Genomic DNA, 23788 nt, shown 5'->3' on the forward strand with positions numbered 1-23788 from the left:
CCTCTACAAATGGATCAGGCCCAGTTGTTTTTGCGGAAGTCCATCGCGAAAGCGGGCGCCGCCTTCCACTTCAATGACTTCGGCTTGGCGGTGAAAGTCGCGTTCTGGTGAAGGACGGTGTAGGCTGGATCTTCACGTTCGCAGATTTCCAGCATCCGCTTGAATGCTTCCTTGCGCTTGGCGTGATCCGTGCTCGTTTCCATAATGACGGAAAGCTTGTTCGCCTCCTCATTCGTCCATTCACCGACCTGTTGCTGCTGACCATTCGGGCCATGCTGGCTGACGATAGACGAAACCGGATCGTTGAACGGTGCGGAATTGGACCAGTCGCGCACGGCACGTCCTGGGCTCTTCTCCAGAACCTGCTGCCAGTTTTCCTGCATCTGAATTTCGACGTTCAGCCCCACCTGGTTCCACATCTCCACAAGGATCTGCGCGGTTGGGGTCTGGTTCGTGTAGTAGTTGTTGAGCAGGCGGTAAGGGATGGCATCGCCCTTGTAACCGGCTTCTTTTAGAAGCTGCTTGGCGAGATCCGGGTTATATTCCGGAACACTCCAGCCCTGAACGAACATATCGCCATAGTAGTCCCACTGGAGACCAGCCGGAACGACCGTACGACCGGCCCACAACGAATCCACGATCGCCTGACGGTCGATCGCATGGGTAAATGCGCGACGCACCAACGGATTTTCCAGTTGCGGATGGAACTTGTCGAATACAGTTAGACGGTGGTTGAGGATCGTACCGCCCTGAACCTCGAAAGCGTCATTCTTTTCGATACCTTCGATCTGATCCGGTGGAATATCGCAGGCAAACTGATATTCGCCCGAGAGCAGACCATTGATGCGGGAGGCAACTTCCGGCACCTCGATGAAACGGATCTGCTTCAGCGGTGGGCGTCCACCCCAATATTCGTCGTGAGCTTCGAGCACCAGCATGTTGTCCGGCTTGAACTCGACAACCTTGTAGGGCCCGGTGGTAACCGGCTTGCGCGCCCAGTCGAGATAGCTAGGCGACTCTTCCCAGCCACGACGGCTCATAATCTGGCTACCGTAACGGGAGATACGGCCTTCCATGGTGACGTCTGGCGTACCATTCTTGAAGCGCACCGTGTATTTGTCGACAATTTCGACACCCAGCAAGGCTGGCCAGGAACGACGTGCCGTCGCTGGCACTTCAAGCGGCAGTTCCTTGCTTTCACGACCGAGCGGATTTTTCTCCGTGACGTAAATCGTCTTGCCTTCGGCTGGTTGCGTGTCGCCAAACATGCGCTCCTTGCCAAAAGTGAAGGCAACGTCTTCGGCGGTCATCTCATCGCCATTGTGGAACTTCACCCCCTGACGGAGCTTTAGCTCGACCGTCTTGTCATCGATGCGGGTCCATTCGGTCGCAAGACCAGGCACAGCCGAAAGACCGCCCAGCCAGTCGCGGTCGATCAACGCCTCCCAGATACTGGAAAAGAAAACGCGTTCGCCGACATTCGACTGTTCGCGAAGAACGTCAAGCGTGTTGCTGTTTGCCACCTTCTGCACAGCAATGGTGATCGATGGGCGATTGTCAGCCTGTGCGATTGCAAATCGCGGCAGGACGAGCGAACCGGCGGCGCCGGCTGAAAGGCCAAGCATTCCGCGTCGGGTCAGATTGATCATTTGGTTGCTCCTGAGATCAATGGTTGCGCGTTGTGAGCCCTTGCGGGCCGGATCTGTAATGGGTCAGTGTCCGGTCGGCATGAGACAGTCGCCACGACAAAGCCTTCTGGGCGTAGTCGCGAACGAGAGCCGCATAAGCGGGGTCTTCAGCCAGATTGTTGAATTCGTGCGGGTCCGCCTTCAAATCGAAGAACAGCGGCGGCAGGGCCGCAAAATGCACGTACTTGTAGTTCTCGTCCTCGATCACACAGAGGCTGCAATCATCCTGGGAGAGCTGTACCGAGTTCTGCGGCTGATCGTAGAAGACGTCGCGGAAGTCGAATTCGTAATGCAATTCTGTGCGCCAGTCGGCGGGTTTTCCCTCACCCAGAAATGGCAACAGCGAACGTCCGTCGCAAGCGCGTGGCGTTTCCCCGCCGAGCCATTCGAGGATGGTGGGCATGACATCGATGCTTTCGGAAAACCCATCTTCGATCTGGCCAGCGTGCCGGTTCTCCCCCGCATCCTTTATAACCAAAGGAATACGGAAACTTTCGTCGTTGTAGCCGATCTTGCCGAGCAGATGATGATCACCGAGCTGCTCACCATGGTCGCTGGTGAAGATGATTAGTGTGTCGTCCCACTGACCAGTTTCATCAAGGTAAGCGAAGACCCGCCCCAGACAATCGTCGATTTCCGTAATCAGGCCGCAATAGGTGGCGCGCATCTGGCGAATCTCGCCTTCGTCCAGCGTTGCGCCGGAGCCTTCCGCCCCATGGAAAAACGAACCACGCCTGATATGATCTATATAGTGCTTCATAAGCGGATGCTGTGCCGCTTCGGCATCCGGACTTTCCGCGCGAACCGGCGCAGGCATATCTTCGGCCTTGTACATCGCATGATAAGGCGCGGAGGCGACGAATGGCGGGTGCGGGCGGTAGTAACCTAGATGCAGAAAGAATGGCTTGCCATCCCTGCCCTTAAGGTAGGTCAGCGCGCGTTCCGTGAAGAATGTGGAATCCGAGAACTCCTTCGGGATACGCGACGGCTTGTCGGTAGCACCGGGAACGGAATACTCCCCTTCTGGCAGCCAGATATCTTCCCGGTTCTCCGGCAGTTCAAAACCGTTCTGCGCCACCCAGCCGAAATATCCGTCCATATTGGGTTCGAATGCGCCCACTGAGCGAAACCCGTCCATGATATCGCCAAGAACCGTGAAACGCGGATCTCTTGGGGACGTCGAACGCGGGTCAGGCGTCGTCGTCGTGTAACCAATGAGCGCGGGATCATAGCCGATGGCGCGGAGGGCTTTGCCGAGGTTCAAATGGCGCTGATCAAGCGGAACAGTGTTCTGTACCGCCCGATGGTTCATCAGGTAAAGGCCAGTAAGCAAGCTTGCCCTTGCTGGTCCACACGGCACACAGGTTGTGACGTGGTTGCGGAAGGTCAAGCCTTCCCGGCACAAGCGATCAAGATTGGGAGTTTTGAGGAAGGGTTCGCGACCCTCCGCCCGCATCAGGTGGGGGATAAAATCTGCTCGCCATTGATCAACGACGATAAGCAGGACATTTTTTCTGGTCATGTTGGCCTCGTTATTTCCGAGGCTTACTAGGACCCTTATATATCAAGGGCATGACCCTTGTGTAATGTTTTGGTGAAGCTCTGATTACAGAAACGCCGGCCAAAGGCCGGCGTTTCACTCAGATCAGCGGAATAGTCGATCATTCCGCCTTGGCTTCGATATCGACCTTGTCGAGCAGCAAGGTCGGATCCTGCGATGCAGCTACCATTTCGAGAGCGCCAATGCCTTTTTCGGCTTTCGACTTGACGGTCAGCTCGAAAATATTCGGCTTAGCCAAGAACGTCGAAAACGCCGTCGCAACATCCTGCAACTGTGGCTGCTCCGCTGCCAGCTCTTGCAGAGCGGCTGCAGCCATCAGAGACATCGTGCCGCGTACTTCGTCTTCCGACATATCTTTTTCTTCGGCATAAATTTTGATCGCGTTAGCGATAATGCCCTTTTCTTCAACCTTCAGGTTTACCTGCTTGGCCTTGAGCCCGAGCAGAGCGACCTGCATCATCACCTTATCGCCAGAGAAGAATTCCTTCGTCAGTCCGCCCATCAAACCAGACATGGATACGGAACCCATATCCTTACCGCTGATCGAAATGTCCTTGATGATCAGATCCTGGTTTGCCTCATCCCAGCTTGCTTCGAAGTTTGAAGACATGGTGAGACTATCATAACCAAGCTTCCGAAGCTGCTGGTAGAACTCGTCATCAGCCTGTGTCGGCACTTTGATCGACATGTCTTCGTAAGCGACGCGCACATCGGTCGGAATACCGTTGTAAGGCTTGTTGAGAGCGACTTCATAGTTCTTCATGGCAAACTGAATGCGTTCAGGCAGCGAAGGAACCGACGATTCTTCGGTTGCAGCCTGCTCTCCCTCATCCGCATTTTCCTCGCCTGCGTCCACATCTTCAGACTTTTCGTACGGCAGATCGGCGTCGATCCCCACTACCCGAAGCGTGCCGAATTCCGGAAGCATGGTCGTGAAAGGGAAGTTTTCAACTTCGTCCTCATTCAGCGCCGCAAACTTCTTCAAGGCTTCGACTGAAGTCGCCCAGGAGAAGCCCTTCAAGGAAGCTTCCTCCATCTTCATGTAGTCCTGACCTTCGGAGAAGGCCAAGCCTTTGATGGTCGCATCCATCTTCTGATTGTCGAAAGCAACTGCGACGCGTTCGATACTGCCCTTGCCTTTCGATGAATCAGTTGGCTCGATCTTCATGCCGAGCATTTCGACATCGCCCTTACCGATCGTGTCGAACAGGGAACTCAACTGAAGAATAAGCTCGCGCGTCTCTTCCTGTGAAAGTTCGTCCGCATTTTCGAGAGACTGGAGCTTCTCCAAGGTTTCGGTGAACGGTACGGCGGGCATACGAGCCGTGAAACCGTTGCTGCGAATCTCATCGTAGCTGAAGTTCGCATCCTTCGTCTTCATGACGATGTTCTTCGCCGAAAACGGGCCATAGACCGGCTTTGCTTCCTTATCGTCCGGGCCTGCCTTTTCGGTATAGAGGCGGGCGAGGAAGACACCATCAATGTCTTTGCCCTCTGCGGCACCCATGGTGCCTGTCATCTTGTCCGTGACTTTTTCGCCGTCTTCACCCGGCACTTGGATCGTGAAGTCGAAAATCGTGCCGCCCGCCGTATAACGAGCAACCTTACCGAGGTTGATATCTTCCAGCGCAACGTCCTTATAGACGATGTTCTGTTCGTTATTCGCGACTGTCTGGACAACCTTGATTTCCTGCGCAGTCAGGCGCTTTGCCGAGAAACGACCAACGCGTTCCGGCAGCGTCAGACCGCTATTGCCGAAAGTATCCTTCAGCATGGCTGTATCGAAATTAGCGTCTTCGATTGCCACGCTTGGAATGGAAACCTTGTAGTTTCCGATCTCCGTATCAATGCCCGACGCATTCAACATGCCGGTCAGGAACAGAAACTTGGGGCGACCGTCAACCGAAGCGATACGGACGTTGGAGCCATCCTTCAACGGCAACGTCACGTCGCGCAGATGAATACGTCCGAGAAAGTCGGCTTCGACGGAAGATGCTTTGCCGCCACGCTTTTCAAGCTGCGACGTGATCGTGTTCTCAAGTGTGATCTTGTATCCGGTCAAACCGGCAGCAGCGATAGCGATTACCGCAACTGCCGCCCACAGCGCCTTGCGCCCACCCTTACGGGTTCCGTTCTTTGCCTGCTCCACGATGCTGGTCCTTTCAGCGCAAATTAAAACGGTGTCTGTGCAAGCCATTGCCAGAACGAATTCACTGACGAAAGGGAGGTTTCGACATCGCGTAAATACGGCTGAAACAACTGCTTAAAACACACAGCCTGAATCGGTCAGGCAGACAGATGCTCTAACTACCTGAAATTGCAAGCGCAAGCAGGATCGTAAATGTTCCTCACAATATTTTTGGGCTTTCTCAAGCAATACTCGAACAAGGCAACACAAAAATCATTGGTAATTTCAACGAAATACCTTCCGCGCCATTTCAGCTATTGAACCGGTTACTATCCCGTTCATTCAAACACACAGATACTATCAAACGCTCAAAGCGGCTGATCGGGATGTGGAGATGAACCGTAAGCGCCCCAAATGGATTGATCGAAATTCACGATGGCGCCAGTCATCAAGCCGGATTCTTCCGAAGCCAGAAATGCTATCGCGCGGGCAACTTCGACCGGTTCAATCAGCCTTCCGAAAGGCTGGCTCTTAGCCGCTTCATCCAGCCAGTTCTCCGGCGCATTGTGAAACTCGCGTTGGATACGGTCTTCGCCGTCTGATGCCATCCAGCCAATATTCAGGCTATTGATGCGAATACGATTGCGCAAAACCGAATAGGCTACGTTGCGGGTCAGTGTGTCCAGCGCCCCCTTGGAAGCGCAATAGGCTGCAATGAAAGGCTGGCCGCCCATGGACGACATCGAAGAAATATTGACAATCGTTCCCTCAATCTTGTCGCGCCGGAACAGCTCTATCGCTTCTTGAATGAGGAAGAATGGCGCTCGTGTATTCACCGCAAACAAGCGGTCGAACAATTCCGGGCTCGTATCCAGAATGGTGCCCCGATCCGTCAAACCAGCAGCGTTTACGAGAACGTCCAGCCTTCCAAAAACACGGTCGGCTTCCGAAACGATCTTGCGGCAGTCTTCCACCTTCTCAAGATCAGCCTGCACGAAGACCGCTTTGGCTCCGAGATTTGCCAACTGATCGACTTGCGCTCGCCCTTTTTCAACCGAACGCCCGCATATAACGAGACCTTTGGCGCCTCTCTCTGCAAACAGTTTCGCAGTTGCTGCGCCAAGCCCTTGCGTGCTTCCGGTAATGACGGCAACTTTGCCATTGAATTGTCCGTTCATTCTACGCTCCGAAAATCCCGGTCAGACCCGACCGCCCAGTTCAGCAGTCAGGTCGGCGAGTTCCTGCCCACCTGCCATGAGGCTTTGCAATTCGTCCATGTCCACATCGTTCTTCGTTCGCGTTCCAAGCGTTATCCCGCGATTGAGAACTGTGAATTTGTCACCGACCGCATGAGCATGACGGACATTGTGTGTAATGAAGATCACACCCAGCCCGCGTGAGCGCACCAGATTGATGTATTTGAGAACCATCGCCGTTTGCCGGACCCCCAGCGCGGAAGTCGGTTCATCGAGGATCAACACTTTCGCGCCGAAATAGACGGCGCGGGCAATCGCCACACACTGCCGCTCACCGCCGGAAAGCGTTCCGACAGCCTGCTGCGGATCACGGACATCGATCCCGATCTTGCGCATCTCCTCACGCGTAACTTCTTCCGCCTGCTGCGTATCGAACCAGCGTATCGGGCCGATGCCTTTGGTCGGTTCCCGTCCCAGAAAGAAATTCCGCATGACCGACATTAGCGGGATCATCGCAAGATCCTGATAAACTGTCGCAATCCCATGATCGAGCGCATCGCGCGGACTGTTGAAGGTGACAGGCTTTCCTTCGACCAGAAAGTCGCCACTGGTCGGCTTGTGCACGCCAGAAAGCGTCTTGATCAGGGTTGATTTACCGGCTCCATTGTCGCCAAGCAGGCAATGGACCTGCCCCGGTTCGACGCTCAATGAAACACCGTTCAATGCAATGACCGGACCGAAATGTTTAACGAGATTGCGAACTTCGATGATGGGTGTCGTCATGGCAAATCTCCCTCTCAGCGCTCGCCGGTCGCGCGCTTGCGAATGAAATTGTTGAAGAGCACCGCGATTAGAAGCATTCCTCCCAGGAAGACCAGATACCAGTCCTGATCGATCTGGGTATAGGTCAGCCCGATCAGAACCATGCCGAAGATGATCGCGCCGAAGAACGCACCGATTGCAGAACCATAACCGCCGGTCAGCAGACAGCCGCCAATGACCGCAGCGATAATCGCCTCGAACTCCTTCTGGAAGCCCCGGCGCGCATCAGTTGAACCGGCATCCAGAACGGTAAGAATAGCCACCAATGCCGCAGCCATTGCCGTGCACATGAATAGCGTTGTCTTGACGCGACGGACAGGAACACCGGAATTGCGTGCAGCCAGAGCATCACCGCCGGCCGCGAAAATCCAGTTGCCAAAGCGTGTGCGTACCAGCACATAGGTTGCAATAAGTGCGATGGCGATGAACCACAGAACCTCGACCGGCACGCCTTTTACCGAAGGCTCACCATTGGGAAATTTGTCAATCAGATCGTTTTCAGCCATCCAGGCGAAAAGTCCCTGAAAAGCATCGCCGGAAAACAGGCCCGCAAGATAACTGCCCGCTACAGCTTCCTTCACGCCACGCAGCTGCGTAGCGCCACCTGTTGCCCATTTCAGCCCGACTAGCGACAGACCACGCAAAATGAACAGGAATGCGAGCGTCACAATAAATGATGGCAATCCAGTCCGGATAACAATCTGCGCATTCACCATCCCCACGAAAGCGGCGAACAGCAGTGTGACGATGATGGCAATACCGAGCGGCACCTGCCAGACGACAAGGGCAGCGGCGAAGATCAGGCCTGCAAAAGCTACCATCGAGCCAATAGACAGGTCGAATTCACCGCCGATCATAAGAAGCGCTGCGGCGACTGCCAGAATGCCGAGCTGCGAAGCAGGAGCCATGAAGTTCATGATGCCGGCAGCAGTAAACATCGCCGGATTGGCAACTGAAACGAAAAAGACCGTAATTAGGATCAGGCCGGATACCGCTCCTAATTCCGGTCGGCTCAGGAGCCGTTGCATTGGGCTCGCCGACTGAAGCCGCTCATCCTTCGATAGCGCCGCTGTGTTGGCCTTTTCATGGGGAAGTGGCTCACTCATGATCTTCTCCTGATGCATTCTGGGCACAGAGACCCGTTCCCGCCCATTTTCATGGGCGGGTTCGATATCAGATGGTCGAAACAATGCTTACCGGATGCCCTTGGCCGAAAGTTCCACGACCTGCTTGGCCTTGTCTTTGGTGATCAGGTTCGGGCCCGATGGAACATTGCCGCCCGGCATCAAACCGTACTTCGCATTAAGCGCGAGGAACGAGACCGGAAGGTAGCCTTGCAGGAACTGCTGCTGGTCGATGGCGAAGTCCGCCTGTCCCTTTTCAACAGCTTCCAGGAAGCCAGCCGACATGTCGAACGTCGCAACGTGGATTCCGCTGCGACCGCTTTCGGCGGCGGCTTTCACGGCCGGTTCACCTGCAAGTGTCGCATTGAGCGTCAGGATTGTGTCGACGGCAGCATCAGATGCCAGAGCAGCGCGAACCTTGGCTTCGTTTTCAGCAGGATCGGTCGATGTCGGCAGAACCGTTACATCACCAAAGCCCTCTTTGAAGCCTGCGCAGCGCTGATCGAGCGAGACGTTACCCACTTCCTGGTTGACGCAAATGCCCTTTTTGCCGCCAGCATTCTTCAATGCTTCACCTGCTACCTTACCGGCATCAAATTCATCCTGTCCAACATGCAGCAGAGCGCCGAGCTTCTTCGAGGCATCGGAACCGGAATTCATGGAAATGACGGGAATACCGGCTGCTACAGCACGCTGGATCGATGGTCCAAGCGCATCCGCATCTGGAATGGAAACCACAATACCCTGCGGCTTCTGATTGATCGCCGCATCGATAAGCTGGGCCATCTGCACCATGTCAAAGGTTTCTGGCGCACGATAATCGACCTTCGCGCCCGTATCCTTTGCCGCTTCGGCAACGCCGTTCTTGACGACAGACCAGAACGGATCCGATGCCTGACCGTGACTGACGACAACGATATTAATATCGGCCGCGTGTGCTGCGAAAGACGCAGCCAGCAACGCCACCCCGGCCACTGCCGATTTCAATAGAGATTGCATGTTCACTCCTCCCTTGTCCGGCACTCCCCGCCGGTTTGCGTTAACGCTTTACCTTCCGCCTGCTGTATTCCGGCGCTCCTCCAAGCGTTTTACCCGTGAACACATGCAGATCGTGGATCTTTTCAATAGAATGAAACATTCATAACAAATTCTCGTAGAATTATAATTCCATTTCTGGTAGCTCATGTCAATCGCATAAGCTGCCGACGATATGCTTATTTCCCAAAGGAGTTGCGCAGCACCAAACGCTTCGACCATCGTTTCTGGAGGAATGACAATGGCTGATAGAGCTGAGGTTGTGGTGGCGGGCTTGATCGGGTCCGGCTTCATGGGCAAGACGCACGCCCTTGCGCTCGCTAACGTCAATCGCGTTTTCGACCTACCTATCGATGTGCAGCTTCACACATTGGCCGATGTGAATTCTGAAACGGCGTCAAAAGCCGCAAAACAACTGGGATTTGCAAATGCCACTGGAGATTGGCGGGAATTGATCACCAACCCGGATATCAATCTCATCGACATCACGACGCCAAACCGGTTTCACAAGGAGATGGCGCTCGCCGCCATTGAAGCGGGCAAACACGTCTATTGCGAAAAGCCGCTTGCACCCACCGCTGCCGAGTGCCTCGAAATGACGCTCGCCGCAGAACGGCAAGGTGTTCAGACAGCCGTTGGGTTCAACTATCTGAAAAACCCGATGATAAAACTGGCCAAGGAAATCATCGACAGCGGTGAACTGGGCGAAATTCGCAATTTTCGCGGTATTCATGCGGAAGACTTCATGGCCGATGCGCGTATTCCATGGACCTGGCGTCTCGATCCGGCAGGCGGTGGAGGAGCGTTAGCCGATATCGGCAGTCACATCATTGCCGCCGCACGCTATCTCGTTGGGCCGATAACGACGGTCATGGGAGACGCCGTCACCATCATCAATGAGCGCCCAGATAGTTTGAACCTTTCGCAGATGAAACCCGTGGAAACAGACGATGTCTGCCGCGCTTTCGTGCGTTTTGAAAACGGGGCAACGGGCACAATCGAAGCGAGCTGGATCACCAGCGGTCGCAAGATGCAGCACGACTTCGAAATTTCCGGATCGAAAGGCTCCCTCTTCTTTTCACAGGAACGCTTCAATGAGCTCGACCTGTTTCTCTTTTCCGACAAAAAAGGACAACAAGGCTTCCGCAAGATCTTTGCTGGCCCCGAACACGAACCCTATGGCGCATTTTGCGTAGCGGGCGGCCACCAGATCGGCTTCAACGATCTCAAGACGATCGAAGTTCGCGACTTCCTGTTGGCCATTGCGGGGCAGAAGACCAATCACGCCGATTTCCGCGAAGGTTATGAAGTCCAGAAGGCTGTAGAAGCCATCTACGCCTCTTCCCGCGAGCATCGGTGGAAAAATGTCTAGCCAATACGTGAGGTCGGATGGACGATGAACTCGCCATCCACCGTCATGATTTTCGCTCGAATACCATAGACGTCGTGCAGCAACTGTGGCGTGAGAACTTTCGTTGGCTCCCCATCTGCAACGATACGTCCCTTGTCGAGCAAAATAAGGCGCGTGCAATGCTGTGCCGCAAGGCTCAACTCATGCAATGAGGCGACAACAGTCCTCCCCTCTTTTGCAAGTTCGGCAAAACTTTCCATCAATCCAAGCTGATGAGAAGGGTCGAGCCCAGCCACCGGCTCATCGGCGAGTATTACGGGCGTATCCTGCGCCAGAACGCGCGCAATCAGCACGCGTGCCCGTTCTCCGCCGGAAAGCTCGATCGCCGACCGTTCCCGAAATCGGGTAACATCCATACGCTGCATTGCGGTCTCGATGAGCATTTTATCCTGTGCGCTCATGCTCGCAAAAACCGGCTTCAAGGCGGAGCGTCCCAAAGAAACAAGCATCTCCACGGATACCGGCCACGCGACATCACGCTCCTGCGGCAGATAAGCGAGGTTCTGTGCTTTTGTCGAAGCGCTCATGTGGCGCACATCGCCTGTGTCGAACGAAATTTCCCCGCTGGACCTCACAAGTCCCAAAATGGCGCGCAACAATGTCGTCTTGCCAGCACCGTTAGGTCCGATCAGTCCGATGAATTCACCACCATGCATATCGAAACTTGCGTCGCTGAGTACTGCCTTCCCGCCAAGCGTAACGGAAAGATTTTTTACCGAAAGCGATGTCATACGAGCTGCCTCCGATATTTAAACACAAGCCACAGAAAGAATGGGGCACCAATGATTGCCGTCAGGACGCCCAGTTTCAGTTCACGCCCCGGCATAACGACACGCACCAACACGTCAGCAGCCAACAACAGAGCAGCCCCACCGAAACCGCTGGCAACCAGCAATCGCGACGGACGCGCACCGACAAGCGGTCGCAGAAGATGAGGAACCACCAGCCCTACGAAACCGATTGCACCGGCAACAGCGGTGGAAGCGCCCACGCACGAAGCTGTGCCCAGCACGGCAAAAAGCTGCACGCGGGCCAGATTGACGCCCATTGTGGCCGCAGCATCTGCGCCTAGTGTCAAACTGTCGAGCGACCGCCCAAGCGCCAGAAGCATGGCCCAGCCAATGAGGATAAACGGTGCAGCGAGTGCCACATGTGTCATTGATCTATCCGCCAGCGATCCGAGCATCCAGAACACGATTTCCATTGCGGCAAACGGGTTGGGCGACAGGTTGAGCGCCAGCGCCGTCAATGCACCGGCGAGACTGGTCACCGCGACACCGGCCAATATGACCGCAAGCGTACCAGCATTGCGCCCCGCCAGAAGCTTGACGAGAAACACCGACACAAAGGCACCTGCAAGCGCGAGGAGCGGCAAAGCCAGCGGGAACAGAAGCGAGAGACCGCTATAAATAGCAATAACAGCGCCGAATGACGCGGATGCGCTCACACCCAGCAGGCCGGGTTCCGCGAGCGGGTTGCGCAGGTAGCCCTGCAAGGCAGCGCCAGACAATCCAAGAGAAGCGCCGATGAGGAGCGCGAGCAGTGCCCGCGGCAGGCGGATTTCACGCATGACGAGTGCGATCATTTCGCTATCATCGCCGAAAAGCGCCCTGAGGCTGTCAGTCATACTGATCGCAGCAGGCCCTGTCAGCAGTGAAACGATGAAAAGCAAAACCACAAGCATGGCCAGCCCGACGAGCAGAAGATAGAAGCGGTTCCGTTCAGTCACGCGCCGCCTCCGCGAGCTCTGCCACAGCTTCCACACTGAATGGACCACCGCAAACCGTCAGATTATCCGCTATCGTCACCGCCCTCGCCTGTTTTTCAAGCGCCCGCAGTGCCGGATGTTCGAAATTCTCGAAAGCCAGCGCAGGCGCGCGATCTCTTGAACTGCGCACCAGAATATCCGGCTTCTCGAGCACCAGCTTTTCCAGCGGCAGCGGCGCAGAACCGCTGATCCCTGCCTTGTCGGCCAGATTATCAAGCCCGGCAAGACGCACGGCCTCATCAACCAGCATCCCCCGGCCGGATGTGTAACTGTTGGCATAATAAAGCGCGACCGTCTTGCGACGGATCGGAGGCTGGATTGCCGCCAGAGCAGTTTTCATTTTGTCGATTTCCCGGCTGGCTTCCGCCTGTCTTCCGAGCACCTCGCCCATGCGACGCAGATGATCCTCTATATCGCCGAACGTGCGGGCAGGCGCGAACTCTTCCACACGAACACCCAGCTTGCGCAACAGCCCTACCGTTGCCCTCGACGAGAATGTGCCCGCCAGCACAAGGTCAGGCTTCATCAGAAAGACTTCTTCTGCCTGCGCATGGTTGACCGGCACCTCGCGGGCTTTTGCAGCCATCACGGATAGTTCCGGGTCCTGCGACAAGTAAGAAACCGATCGCAACTGGCCCTCATTGGCCAGCAACAATGCCAGCTGATCGGTGCATACGTTGATGGAAACGACGTGATGGGGAATGTCCCCCGCGTTTGCTGAATTTCGAACGAATAGGGCCAGCCCCGCCGCGAGGCAGAAGCTGGTTATCCAATTTGCGGACGCCCTTTTCATTCTCTGTTCAGCCTCAGAAATTCCGGGTCAATCCGACATTGATGGTGCGCCCCGGCGCAATATAGCCAGAGCTGGTCTGATAGTCCTTGTCAAAGATATTCTCCACCGAGAACTTCAACTGCGATTGCTTGTCGATGGAATAGACTGCCACGAAATCAGCAGTCACATAGTCTCCGAGTTTCTTGCTGTTCGCAGCATCAGCATAACGCGAACCGCCATAGATCACTCTTGCAGTCAGATCGAGCTGTTCAATCGGCGTGAAATTGACCTCCGCCGCAGCCTTGAAACGTTCACGATAAGGAAGATCCTTTTCCGTATCCTCATCAATTGGCTGCTTCAGGTCGATAGAACCCTTGACGCCCCAGCGATCATCAAAACGATGCGCCAGCGTAGCTTCGAAGCCTGTAACCCTTGCACTTGCGACATTGTAAGGCAGATAGGTTGGCGCAGTGCTCATAATCGCATCGCGCAACCATGTCTGATAGAATGCCATATCAAGGCTTGTCGAAGCCGTAGCCTGCCAGTTCAAGCCGATTTCATATGATCGGGACTTTTCCGGCTGCAAATCAGGATTGGCGAAGCCTGGATAATAAAGCTCGTTGAAAGTCGGCGCCCTAAAACCCGTGGCGTAGGATGACCGCAAAACAAGGTCCGGCAGAACTTCATAACTCGTACCGAGATTGTAGGTCACGACATCGCCGAACTGCCCATTATGGTCGTAACGCAGCCCGCCATCGAAGCGCAGCGCCTCATACTCCAGCGAATACTGACCAAATACAGCAGCCAGATCGCGGCTGGTTTCATCATAAGCAACGGTGGTGTTGATCTCCTCGCGATAGGCTTCCACACCAGCGGTCACGGTGTGGTTGACCGTGCCGGTGTCGAAACTCTTCTCGGTCGAGGCAAAAACGCCATAACGCTTGGTTTCAAACCGGTCCGAACCGCTCACGCCTTTCCTGAAGTTACGGCTGTTGTCGATACCGGTGCTGAATTCCAGCGTCGATGACCAATCCGCCGTATGATCGATGCGTGTTCCGATCTTGCCGGTAAATGCGGTACTATCGGCCTGGTTCGGTGATGGTGCCTTGGCATCATACTGATTGCGCCCTCGGCTAAGGAGACCGTCCGCATAAATTTTGCCCCAGTCGAAATCCTTCGACAGCGCAAAGTTGAATGAGCCCTGCAAGAATCCATCGCGATCCGGTTCGTGGCCATAGGCATCCGATGTGGTGAAGTCATATCCTTGCGTGCCGGTTATGGCCGCACCAAAGGCATAGTCAACACCATCATTGCTTCTTCCCTGTATGGTCCCGGAAGCATATCCACCCCATGGATGGCTGACACCGGTAGAAAGACTGCCGCACCAGGAGCGAGCACCGCAGGCTCCGCCTTGCTTGGTGATGATATTGATCACCCCGCCCATGGCATCGGCGCCGTATTGCGCAGAATGAGAGCCCTTGGCAATTTCAACACGGTCGATGGAACTCAGAGGAATGTTCGCAAGCGCAGTTGCTCCGGTTGTCGCCGACGCCGTGCGCACACCATTGATGAGAACAACCGTCTGCTTGGAAGACATGCCACGCATGTAAATGTCCGACGACGAGCCCTGCCCGCCGTTCGTCTTTATGGAGATACCGCTATAGGACTTCAGCAACGATTGGAGATCGGGAGCAGCCGACCGTTCGATATCGGCTGAATCGATAACCGTTACAGATGAGGTCGAGCGCTGCAGCGAAGACGCGCGGCGCAATGGTGTAACCACGATTGTATCGAGGACGACACTGTCAGCACTATTCGGCAGACTTTGAGCAAGCGTCGTGGACGGCAGCGCAAGAACGCTGGCCGATACCAATAAAACAGATGATTTCAAAAGATGCATTTTCCCTCAACCCGCCGAACCGAAGAACGATACCGGCTTTTCCTCGCACCGCAGGTTGAAGTGATAGTGGCACTGAAGGCCCTTCTCCCTGACGGCAACATTTCAACAATGTCACCGCCACGGACAGCCGCGCCTGGACACACCCCGTATCCATGCATGGGTGACCGGATACGGCAGGTCTCCTGACTTCCGGGTCGTCGCTTTCCCTCCGCCTTCCCGAGTGCATCGACTGCTCTCAGTGGCTTTTACCGCTTGCACGGCTGTGGAGGATAGCTCTCCGGTTACAGTTGCGGGGGCAGTCGCGGCATCAACCAGGATGGCTTCACCGTGTTCCCTTTTCATCCGCCTGAACAGCGGAACCGTTTCCTGAGAATTGCGATAGCAACATGGTTAAGGATTCGCAACTCCACTAAAGCACAATCCGGCACAGAAAACTGAATCACATTCGCAGGGAATGGATTCAGCCTCCTGATTTTAAAGAATTTTCCTATCGCAGGAACGCACGGAAACGCTGAAGCGCGAAGTAGAACAGCACAGAGCCAATGACGATCAGCGCCAGAAATTGCGGCCAGACGACACCCAGCCCTGCTCCGCGAAACAGGATCGATTGGGCCAATATGACGAAATGCGTATTCGGCGCTGCCAGCATGATTGTCTGGATGATTTCAGGCATGCTTTCGCGAGGTGTTGTCCCTCCCGAAAGCACCTGCAAAGGCAAAAGCACCAGCATGAGCAACATTCCGAACTGCGGCATCGAACCGGCCGCCGTAGCCAGAAAAATACCAAGGCTGGTCGTTGCGAAGAGCTGGAGCGCAGCACCAACGAGAAACAGCGACACCGACCCATAGATAGGAACGGCAAGCAGCCCCTGTACCACGAAGACCAATGCGAATGCAGAAGCAACCAGCACGACAAGCCCCATGGACCAAATCTTGCTGACCATGATTTCAACCGGCGTCACGGGCATTACCAATAGATGCTCTATGGTTCCGTGTTCGCGTTCCCGAATGAGCGCCGCGCCCGTCAGGATGATCGATAGCATCGTAACCGATGAAATCACATTGTTGATCGCACCAAACCAGCCCTTGTTCAAATCCTGATTGAATCTCGCTCTGAGATTGAGTTCAACCGGCGTTTGTGCGCTACCGCGATAGCGATTGAGGAATTCGCTTACCTCGCTCGACACAATCGACTGCACATAGCCGCCACCGGTAAAGGCCTGGCTCATTCGGGTTGCATCGACATTGAGCTGAATTGTCGGCGAACGACCCGCCAGAAGATCACGCTGGAAATTCGGCGGTATGTTCAGTGCGAAAGTATCAAGCCCCTCATCCATCCGGGCATCCATTTCATAGGATGAAATCAGCTTCGGAGGCACGAAATATGGCGGATAAAATGCCGTCGTGATCCGGCTCGAAACCGGCGACTGATCTTCGTCGACAATCGCTATCGCCGCATTGTTGAGGGTTTCGGGCATTGCTTTCGATGCCGTATAGATCGCAAGCGTAAAGGCATAGACAATCAGGATCAGCAGCATCGGATCGCGCGCCAAACCACGCAGTTCCTTCACTCCAAGCTGGAATATGTTAGATATCCGCATCTTAGCTCGCCTGTTTCTTGAGAAGAACGATAGCGAGCGCCATGAGAACCGGCACCGCGATTAACAACGGCAAAAACGAACCTGCCAGATCGACAAAACCCAGTGCCTTGGAGAAAACCCCGCGAGAAATGGTCACAAAATAAGTCGCGGGATAGATTTTACCGATGAACGCGCCCGCACCTTGCAGCGACGATACGGGGTCAATGATACCGGAATATTGCACAGCCGGAATGAGTGTCAGAAGTGCCGTTCCGAAGATCGCTGCAATCTGGCTGTTCATGAAGGTGGACAGCACCAACCCCATGCCGGTCGCAATTGTGACATAGAGCAGCGCCGCCAGCGCATAAGTCGGAAAACTCCCTGTGAACGGCACCCGGAAAATAAACACCGCAAAGGCTGTCAGCATCAGGAAATTCAAAAATGCCAGCCCGATATAGGGCAACTGCTTGCCGAACAAAAACTCGAATTTCGTCACCGGCGTCACGTAAAAATTGATGATCGACCCCAGTTCCTTTTCCCGAACCACGCTCAACACTGCCAGCATCGAAGGGATCATGAGAAGCAGTAGCGGAATCACTGCCGGCACCATCGCTACGAGGCTTTGCACATCTGGATTATAACGGTAGCGTATCTCCAGGTTGAAACTGCCAACATTCGCCGCATTGCCATAAAGCTCGCGGGCTTTTTGCGTCAGCCAGTTGGCGTGCATGCCTTGAACATAGCCTTTGATCGTCTCGGCACGAGTGGGCATCGCACCGTCAATCCAGGCAGCAACTTCCACCGGGCGGCCGCGCATGACATTTGCGCCGAAATTCGGCGGTATCTCGATAGCCAGACTGATCTCTCCATCGCGCATTCGCCGGTCCAGATCATCATAATCGGTTATGGGAGCCTGTTCAGAAAAATATCGCGAGCCTGCAATCTGCTGCGTGTAATCGCGGCTGATCGTCGTATCGTCACGATCAAGCACGGCGAACTTCAGATCCTCGACATCCAGGTTAATACCGTAACCAATAACGAACATCAGGATAACGCTACCCAGAATAGCCAGCGTTGCGCGGATCGGATCACGCTTCAGTTCCAAAGCCTCACGTCGTGTGTAAGCCAGCATTCGCCGCAGGTCTGGCAACCAGCCTGGAGTCTTCTTTGGGTGTGTTTCGCCTACCTCTCCCATTTGATCTGAATTGGCTACCGGCAATGGCGCTGACTGTTCTGTCTCGCCAATAGCGTCCTGCAGATATGCGACGAAGGCTTCCTCCAGAGTTTCAGCATTGCGACTCTTGGTAATCGCCTTCGGCGTATCGCTGATCAGCACCTTGCCCGCATGCATCAGTGAAATCCGGTCACAAAGCTCCGCTTCGTTCATGAAATGGGTGGAGACGAAAATCGTCACATTGTCCTTGCGCGACAAATCAGCGAGGATTTGCCAGAAAGCATCACGAGCGACCGGGTCCACACCCGATGTCGGCTCATCGAGAATGAGAATATCAGGTGAATGGATCAAAGCCACAGCCAGTGACAGGCGCTGGCGGATGCCGAGCGGCAAGGCATCGGGTAAGGAATCCATGACCTCAATGAGATCAAAGCGTTCGGTCAATTCCTTGATACGGCGTTCGGTCAGATCCGGCGCCATATCGAACAATTTGGCGTGGAGTTCCAGATTCTGACGAACGGTCAACTCCGAATAAAGCGAAAATGCTTGCGACATATATCCGACATGGCGGCGTATATCGATATCCTTGGGATCGACCTCTCGCCCGAACAGTCGCGCCGTTCCGTCGCTGGCAGGCAACAGTCCGGTCAGAACCTTCATGGTCGTGGTCTTGCCGCAACCGTTGGAACCCAAAAAACCGAAGATTTCACCGCGCGGAATTCGAAAACTTACATTATTCACCGCAGTGAAGCTGCCAAAACGAACGGTGACGTGTTCTGCCTCAATGGCGATTTCAGCATCGGCACCGAAATCCCGGTGCGGAATTTCTATGTCCTGATGGCCTTTCCGCAATTCCTCCGGCAGGAGCGCAATGAAGGCCGCATCGAGATTTGGAGTGTTGGTGCGCTGCAGCAATTCCTGCGGTGTACCCGTCGCCAGAATCTGTCCATCATTCATCGCGACCAGCCAGTCGAAACGCTCGGCCTCTTCCATATAAGCGGTCGCGACAATGACGCTCATTCCGGGGCGATCCTTGCGGATATCATCAATCAGCTCCCAGAACTGGCGCCGGGATAGGGGGTCGACACCGGTCGTCGGCTCATCGAGTATGAGTAGATCGGGATCATGGATGAGCGAACAGCAGAGGCTGGTCTTCTGCTTCATGCCGCCCGATAGTTTGCCAGCCGGACGATCGGCGAAAGCCGACATACCCGTGCGCGCCAGAAGATCGGCGATACGACGCTCACGTTCTTTTCGATTATGCCCGAACAGCCGTCCGAAAAAGTCGATATTCTCGAACACCGAAAGCGTGGGATAGAGGTTCTTCCCAAGTCCCTGCGGCATATAGGCGATACGGGGATAGGCAGACTGGAGATGACGCTTGTCCGAAATATCACCGCCGAGAACCTCGATGCATCCCTGTTGCATCGTTCGCGCTCCGGCGACCAACGATAACAGGCTTGATTTCCCGACCCCGTCAGGTCCGATCAGACCGACCATGCAGCCGACGGGAATATCAACGTTGACGTCGCGCAGAGCGCGCGTCTTCCCATAGGACAGCCCTACGCCTTGCGCCCGGACGACAAAGCTGTCGTCATTGGCGCCAGCTTTGACAGTAGAACCATTCATTTCACGGTTTCCGCGAGATTCTTCGGCCATTCGGCATTGGGGTCAAGCTTGACATAGGCCATGCCCGGCAATCCGGTTTTCACCTGTTGGATATATTTTTGAAGCAGTTCTTGCGGGATTTTTGCCTTCACGCGGAACATCAGCTTCTGGCGCTCTTCCTCCGTTTCTACGGTCTTCGGCGTAAATTGGGCCACATCGGCCACAAAGCTGATCTTTGCAGGAATGACATATTGCGGCGCGGCATCGAGAACAATCCGGGCGTCGGCCCCCATGGCCACCCGCCCGGCCTGCCCCGTCGGCAGGAAGAAAGTCATGTAAACGTCGCTGACGTCTACAAGATTGAGCACCCTCCCACCTGCGGAAAGCACTTCACCCGGTTGGGCAACGCGGTATTGAACACGTCCCGGCTTCGGCGCTCTCAAAGTGGCGTCGTTGATATCGGCCTCAATGCTCGCGATTGCCGCCTTGGCGGCTTCAACCGATGCTTCGGCATCCACGACCTGTGCCTTGGCAGCCCCAATGGCGGCCTCAGTGGCCGCAAGTTGCGCCTTGGCTGCACCGACAGCCGCCTCCGCACCCTGCGCAGTTGCACGGTCATCGTCCAGGACTTGCTGGGAAACCGTGCGCGATTGCGTCAATTGCTGGGAGCGGGCCAGACGGCGCTGGGCGGCATCCAGTTGCGCTTCGCGCTGTGCCACCGTCGCTTCTGCAGCCGTGTGTTCGGCTTCGCGCTGCGTGACAAGACTGCGCGCTGTCTCGATACCGATCTCAGCACGGCGCAATTGCGCCTCAGCCTGCTTGCGCTGGCTTTCCAGCTGATCCGTATCCATACGTGCGAGAATATCATCTGCCTGAACGAAATCCCCTTCATCTGCGAGGATTTCGCGAATGCGACCCGGGCTCTTCGTCGAAATATCGATTTCAACCGCCTCGATGCGTCCATTGCCCTTGGCGATACCGTCCGGCAACCCATCGCCGTTCAGCGCTTTCCAGGCATAGTACCCGCCTGCGGCAAGGACGATAATCGCTCCAGCCAGTATCCATTGCTTACGGTTGAAAGCCATAATGAAACACCCTCATTGCCATCGTCGTCACAATACCGTCTTCAAATGAAGCACCGGCAAGCGGTCGCTGCCTGCAAGGGTTTTGATTGTCCCCACCGCCCCGCCTCCGGCGTCTGCCAGAACCTTCTCGGGAGGATATGGAACTACCTTTTCATTTAGCAACCGGTGAATTGGGGGAAGCGATCCAGAATCGTAAACTCCCGGTTAAACCTGCTCTAATCGGAGTAAAGGCTGCCCGCCTTGATTAGGATCAAGAACCGCTAAAATACAGAACAATGTTGCTAGAGACGCGGGTGCTGATTTTATGAAACAGAGGGGAGTAACGTCGACAGCACCCGCTGGCTGTCGACAGACGACGTTACAGAAAGATCGCGCTCATGCGCTCGACAGATTGATTTAGCCGGGGTGCCATTCGAGTAGGGCCTCGGCACCCCGGGTCACCGACTCTGGTGGAAACCGGCAACGATTGTTGGTTAGCACCCGCTCAAACGAAGCTCTTTGATTTCAATCAAACAAACAACAATTCCGCAAATCGTCGTCGTTTTTTTGCCGTTAGTTTTTCCGTGGCCTGCACTTGCCCCACGTCTTTTTCAGATAGTTCGACACACCTTTCAGCTTCGGGTCGGAGAGGAAACCCTGACGAAAGAGAATGCTCCCTTTCACCTCCGGCAAAGATTCATTGAATTCTAGCTGGCGCTTGATTTCGGTCACGCCCTCGCCCGCCTGCCAACTGGGTTCAAGTGTGGTTCCAGAACCGGCCCGATAGAGTGCCAAACCAATATAAAGATCGGTCTTCGTGCCGCGAACGGTATCGGCCCACCATTTCGCAATCGTCCCGTAAGACACATCTTTGCGGCCAAAGGACCAGTAAATCTGCGGCGCGATATAGTCGATCATGCCTTCTTTCACCCAGCGCCGGGTGTCAGCAAAATCTCCGTCATAGTTCGTTTTCCCGGCGCGAGTTGCAGAACCACGCGGATCGTCCGCAGCGTTGCGCCAAACGCCACTCGGACTGATGCCGAAGCGAACATTTGGTTTGATGGCTTTTATCTTGTCTGAAATCTCTCGCACCAACGTATGGGTATTGTAGCGACGCCATTCGTATTTGCTCGAGAACCGTGTCCCAAACCGTGCGTATGATTTGTCGTCGTCAAGTTTCGACGATGCTGTCTCGTAGTAGAAGTAGTCATCGAACTGAATCCCATCGATATCGTATTTCTGGACGACCTCTGCCGTCACATTCGTCACCCATTCACGGACAGCCGGAATGCCAGGATCAAGGACGTAACGGTCGGCTGAAACACCGACCCAGTCGGGGTGGGACTTGAAAACACTGACTGGCGACTCGTTTGACGAATTCCGCAATTCCTTGCGGGTAGACGGCTTCGTATCCATCGAAACACGGTAGGGATTAAGCCATGCATGCAGTTCTATGCCGCGCTTATGCGCTTCCTGAATTGCAAATTTCAGCGGATCAAAGCCGGGATCTTTACCGAGAGTTCCAGTCAGATAGGACGACCACGGCAAATAGGATGACTGATAAAATGCATCGGCAGTCGGCGAAACCTGAAAGATGACAGCATTGATACCATGCTCAGATGCTTCATCGAAAAGTCTGAGCAGCTCTTCTTTCTGACGCTTTATGCGTTCAGCATCGTCCTCGATACGGGACGAACTGCGTGACGGCCAGTCGAGATTGAGAACTGTCGCTATCCAGCTGGCATGAAATGCATCGCAGTCGAGGGGCATGAAATCGTTCCGTCTAAACAACTCGTCAGGCAAGGGTTTGAAATGGTTCTTTAACGCATCAGAGCGCCGTACGTCCATTTGGACGCGCAAAGGTCGCTCTAATTTACTGAAATTACGCATTGTGCTTTCCAAAAAATCGATCCCGATTTTTGGCCCGATGCTGTAGCTTAAAGATGGAAAAGCAACAGCGAGGGCAGCATGTACAAGAATATTCTCGTAACCACCGACGGGTCAGAATTTGCAGAGCGCGGGCTCGTCCACGCATTTAAACTGGCACGAACAGTCGGCGCGAAGGCGACGGTACTGACTGTGACCGCTCCCTATTCCGTTTCGGGGCTTCCTGGCGGCTGGACTGATAGCCCTGCCTTCATCGAGCGCTTCGAGCAAGAATGGAACGAGTATGCCGATAAATCCCTCGCTCGTGCGCGCGAACTGGCGGCTGAAACGGAAGTCGAAGTTCATACGCTTCATGTGGTTGCCCCACATCCGGCGACATCGATCATTGAAACTTCTAAAGAACTGCGCAACGATCTTATCGTCATGGCCTCTCATGGTCGTCGCGGACTGAAAGGTATGCTTCTTGGCAGTCAAACCTACGAAGTCCTGACACGCAGCAACACACCGGTTCTAGTGGTAAAATAAAGCCACATCGAAAGGGCCCGAAATTATCGGGCCTTCTTCCTTTTCAGCCAGTCTGGTGACCCGTCGCGCTTTCGATATCGATACGGAAGAAGATCGGTTCAAGTTTGCGTTCGTGTCCGTCCTTCGCGACCGTTTTTATGTATGCCGGTTCCCACCAGGTCGGTTCCGAAGCCATAAGCGCGACGATCGCATTTTTTTCGTCCTCACGATCGATTTCCCGATAATGACCATTCAGCACAACGGTGTGCCAGTTTGTCCGGGATTCGATATGATCGAAGAGGATACAAACTGCATCATTCTTGCGCAGGGCCTCGGTCTTCTGCCCATCGGTGGTAAAAGAATAGAGCGAGCCGCCACTGAACCGGAAACTAAGCGGTACGATAAACGGACGATTGTCGAGAACATAAGCCAGCCGCCCGAGATGGGTGTGCTGTATCATGTCCCGGATATCGTATTCCGACATTTCCCTGATCATCATGGCACGCCTCCGCTGTTTGTTTATCTGCCAACAAACTAACATAGGGCGGGCCTACAGCTTTGACTGTA

18 protein-coding genes and 1 riboswitch are annotated in these 23788 nt (G+C 54.7%); of the genes, 2 read left to right on the forward strand and 16 right to left on the reverse strand.

The window, feature by feature from the left end:
- Nucleotides 1-14: 14 nt before the first annotated feature.
- The 7 genes from KWJ32_RS12805 to KWJ32_RS12835 form a co-directional block, all read right to left on the reverse strand.
- Nucleotides 15-1649, reverse strand: a complete 1635-nt coding sequence (locus KWJ32_RS12805; RefSeq protein WP_010659805.1) for an ABC transporter substrate-binding protein — start codon at nucleotides 1647-1649, stop codon at nucleotides 15-17.
- Nucleotides 1650-1665: 16 nt separating this feature from the next.
- Nucleotides 1666-3210, reverse strand: a complete 1545-nt coding sequence (gene pehA, locus KWJ32_RS12810) for a phosphoric/sulfuric ester hydrolase PehA (RefSeq protein ID WP_012091821.1) — start codon at nucleotides 3208-3210, stop codon at nucleotides 1666-1668.
- A 139-nt stretch (nucleotides 3211-3349) separates the two neighbouring features.
- On the reverse strand, nucleotides 3350-5398 hold the full coding sequence (locus tag KWJ32_RS12815) for a hypothetical protein (protein ID WP_040129207.1): 2049 nt from the start codon (nucleotides 5396-5398) through the stop codon (nucleotides 3350-3352).
- 347 nt (nucleotides 5399-5745) lie between these two features.
- Complete coding sequence (locus KWJ32_RS12820) at nucleotides 5746-6555, reverse strand: SDR family oxidoreductase (RefSeq protein ID WP_012091819.1); 810 nt, start codon at nucleotides 6553-6555, stop codon at nucleotides 5746-5748.
- A gap of 21 nt (nucleotides 6556-6576) precedes the next feature.
- Entirely contained in the window at nucleotides 6577-7356 is a 780-nt protein-coding gene (locus KWJ32_RS12825; RefSeq protein ID WP_010659800.1) for an ATP-binding cassette domain-containing protein, read from the reverse strand.
- A 14-nt stretch (nucleotides 7357-7370) separates the two neighbouring features.
- The gene (locus tag KWJ32_RS12830) at nucleotides 7371-8501 is read right to left on the reverse strand and encodes an ABC transporter permease (RefSeq protein WP_012091818.1); all 1131 of its coding nucleotides are present in this window, start codon (nucleotides 8499-8501) and stop codon (nucleotides 7371-7373) included.
- Nucleotides 8502-8588: 87 nt separating this feature from the next.
- A complete protein-coding gene (locus KWJ32_RS12835) occupies nucleotides 8589-9518 on the reverse strand; it encodes a sugar ABC transporter substrate-binding protein (protein ID WP_012091817.1) in 930 nt (309 codons plus the stop codon).
- Nucleotides 9519-9795: 277 nt separating this feature from the next.
- Between KWJ32_RS12835 and KWJ32_RS12840 the strand changes: the two genes are divergently transcribed.
- Nucleotides 9796-10926 (forward strand): Gfo/Idh/MocA family oxidoreductase, encoded by a 1131-nt coding sequence (locus tag KWJ32_RS12840; protein ID WP_012091816.1) that lies wholly within the window; start codon nucleotides 9796-9798, stop codon nucleotides 10924-10926.
- Here KWJ32_RS12840 and KWJ32_RS12845 read toward each other — a convergent pair.
- From KWJ32_RS12845 to KWJ32_RS12880, 8 genes are all read right to left on the reverse strand, one after another.
- Complete coding sequence (locus KWJ32_RS12845; RefSeq protein ID WP_012091815.1) at nucleotides 10923-11696, reverse strand: ABC transporter ATP-binding protein; 774 nt, start codon at nucleotides 11694-11696, stop codon at nucleotides 10923-10925. The genes KWJ32_RS12840 and KWJ32_RS12845 overlap by 4 nt on opposite strands.
- Nucleotides 11693-12694 carry an iron ABC transporter permease gene (locus KWJ32_RS12850; RefSeq protein ID WP_012091814.1) on the reverse strand — a complete coding sequence of 334 codons (1002 nt, stop codon included), beginning with the start codon at nucleotides 12692-12694 and terminating at the stop codon, nucleotides 11693-11695. Before KWJ32_RS12850 ends, KWJ32_RS12845 begins: the two co-directional genes overlap by 4 nt.
- A complete protein-coding gene (locus KWJ32_RS12855) occupies nucleotides 12687-13526 on the reverse strand; it encodes an ABC transporter substrate-binding protein (protein ID WP_012091813.1) in 840 nt (279 codons plus the stop codon). Before KWJ32_RS12855 ends, KWJ32_RS12850 begins: the two co-directional genes overlap by 8 nt.
- Nucleotides 13527-13539: 13 nt before the next feature.
- The gene (locus KWJ32_RS12860; protein WP_012091812.1) at nucleotides 13540-15405 is read right to left on the reverse strand and encodes a TonB-dependent receptor; all 1866 of its coding nucleotides are present in this window, start codon (nucleotides 15403-15405) and stop codon (nucleotides 13540-13542) included.
- A 154-nt stretch (nucleotides 15406-15559) separates the two neighbouring features.
- A riboswitch (cobalamin riboswitch) is annotated at nucleotides 15560-15784 on the reverse strand.
- A gap of 108 nt (nucleotides 15785-15892) precedes the next feature.
- Nucleotides 15893-17005: an ABC transporter permease gene (locus tag KWJ32_RS12865; protein WP_012091811.1), complete on the reverse strand. Its 1113-nt coding sequence runs from the start codon at nucleotides 17003-17005 to the stop codon at nucleotides 15893-15895.
- A 1-nt stretch (nucleotide 17006) separates the two neighbouring features.
- Nucleotides 17007-19787, reverse strand: a complete 2781-nt coding sequence (gene rbbA, locus KWJ32_RS12870; RefSeq protein ID WP_012091810.1) for a ribosome-associated ATPase/putative transporter RbbA — start codon at nucleotides 19785-19787, stop codon at nucleotides 17007-17009.
- Entirely contained in the window at nucleotides 19784-20851 is a 1068-nt protein-coding gene (locus KWJ32_RS12875; RefSeq protein ID WP_012091809.1) for an HlyD family efflux transporter periplasmic adaptor subunit, read from the reverse strand. The genes rbbA and KWJ32_RS12875 overlap by 4 nt, the downstream gene beginning before the upstream one ends.
- Nucleotides 20852-21403: 552 nt before the next feature.
- Nucleotides 21404-22600, reverse strand: a complete 1197-nt coding sequence (locus KWJ32_RS12880) for a glycoside hydrolase family 10 protein (RefSeq protein WP_040129204.1) — start codon at nucleotides 22598-22600, stop codon at nucleotides 21404-21406.
- 198 nt (nucleotides 22601-22798) lie between these two features.
- Between KWJ32_RS12880 and KWJ32_RS12885 the strand changes: the two genes are divergently transcribed.
- Nucleotides 22799-23242: a universal stress protein gene (locus KWJ32_RS12885; RefSeq protein WP_010659788.1), complete on the forward strand. Its 444-nt coding sequence runs from the start codon at nucleotides 22799-22801 to the stop codon at nucleotides 23240-23242.
- A gap of 43 nt (nucleotides 23243-23285) precedes the next feature.
- Here KWJ32_RS12885 and KWJ32_RS12890 read toward each other — a convergent pair whose 3' ends face one another.
- Entirely contained in the window at nucleotides 23286-23720 is a 435-nt protein-coding gene (locus tag KWJ32_RS12890) for a pyridoxamine 5'-phosphate oxidase family protein (RefSeq protein ID WP_012091807.1), read from the reverse strand.
- Nucleotides 23721-23788: the final 68 nt, after the last annotated feature.

Origin of the sequence: Ochrobactrum sp. BTU2 (assembly GCF_024539785.1) — a bacterium.
GTDB classification, from domain to species: domain Bacteria; phylum Pseudomonadota; class Alphaproteobacteria; order Rhizobiales; family Rhizobiaceae; genus Brucella; species Brucella anthropi.

Excerpts from the sequence above, each read along its gene's own strand:
- KWJ32_RS12805 (WP_010659805.1), bottom strand. The coding sequence starts at position 1,649 with ATGATCAATCTGACCCGACGCGGAATGCTTGGCCTTTCAGCCGGCGCC.
- pehA (WP_012091821.1), bottom strand. The coding sequence starts at position 3,210 with ATGACCAGAAAAAATGTCCTGCTTATCGTCGTTGATCAATGGCGAGCA.
- KWJ32_RS12820 (WP_012091819.1), bottom strand. The coding sequence starts at position 6,555 with ATGAACGGACAATTCAATGGCAAAGTTGCCGTCATTACCGGAAGCACG.
- KWJ32_RS12825 (WP_010659800.1), bottom strand. The coding sequence starts at position 7,356 with ATGACGACACCCATCATCGAAGTTCGCAATCTCGTTAAACATTTCGGT.
- KWJ32_RS12830 (WP_012091818.1), bottom strand. The coding sequence starts at position 8,501 with ATGAGTGAGCCACTTCCCCATGAAAAGGCCAACACAGCGGCGCTATCG.
- KWJ32_RS12835 (WP_012091817.1), bottom strand. The coding sequence starts at position 9,518 with ATGCAATCTCTATTGAAATCGGCAGTGGCCGGGGTGGCGTTGCTGGCT.
- KWJ32_RS12840 (WP_012091816.1), top strand. The coding sequence starts at position 9,796 with ATGGCTGATAGAGCTGAGGTTGTGGTGGCGGGCTTGATCGGGTCCGGC.
- KWJ32_RS12845 (WP_012091815.1), bottom strand. The coding sequence starts at position 11,696 with ATGACATCGCTTTCGGTAAAAAATCTTTCCGTTACGCTTGGCGGGAAG.
- KWJ32_RS12855 (WP_012091813.1), bottom strand. The coding sequence starts at position 13,526 with ATGAAAAGGGCGTCCGCAAATTGGATAACCAGCTTCTGCCTCGCGGCG.
- KWJ32_RS12860 (WP_012091812.1), bottom strand. The coding sequence starts at position 15,405 with ATGCATCTTTTGAAATCATCTGTTTTATTGGTATCGGCCAGCGTTCTT.
- KWJ32_RS12865 (WP_012091811.1), bottom strand. The coding sequence starts at position 17,005 with ATGCGGATATCTAACATATTCCAGCTTGGAGTGAAGGAACTGCGTGGT.
- rbbA (WP_012091810.1), bottom strand. The coding sequence starts at position 19,787 with ATGAATGGTTCTACTGTCAAAGCTGGCGCCAATGACGACAGCTTTGTC.
- KWJ32_RS12875 (WP_012091809.1), bottom strand. The coding sequence starts at position 20,851 with ATGGCTTTCAACCGTAAGCAATGGATACTGGCTGGAGCGATTATCGTC.
- KWJ32_RS12880 (WP_040129204.1), bottom strand. The coding sequence starts at position 22,600 with ATGCCCCTCGACTGCGATGCATTTCATGCCAGCTGGATAGCGACAGTT.
- KWJ32_RS12885 (WP_010659788.1), top strand. The coding sequence starts at position 22,799 with ATGTACAAGAATATTCTCGTAACCACCGACGGGTCAGAATTTGCAGAG.
- KWJ32_RS12890 (WP_012091807.1), bottom strand. The coding sequence starts at position 23,720 with ATGATGATCAGGGAAATGTCGGAATACGATATCCGGGACATGATACAG.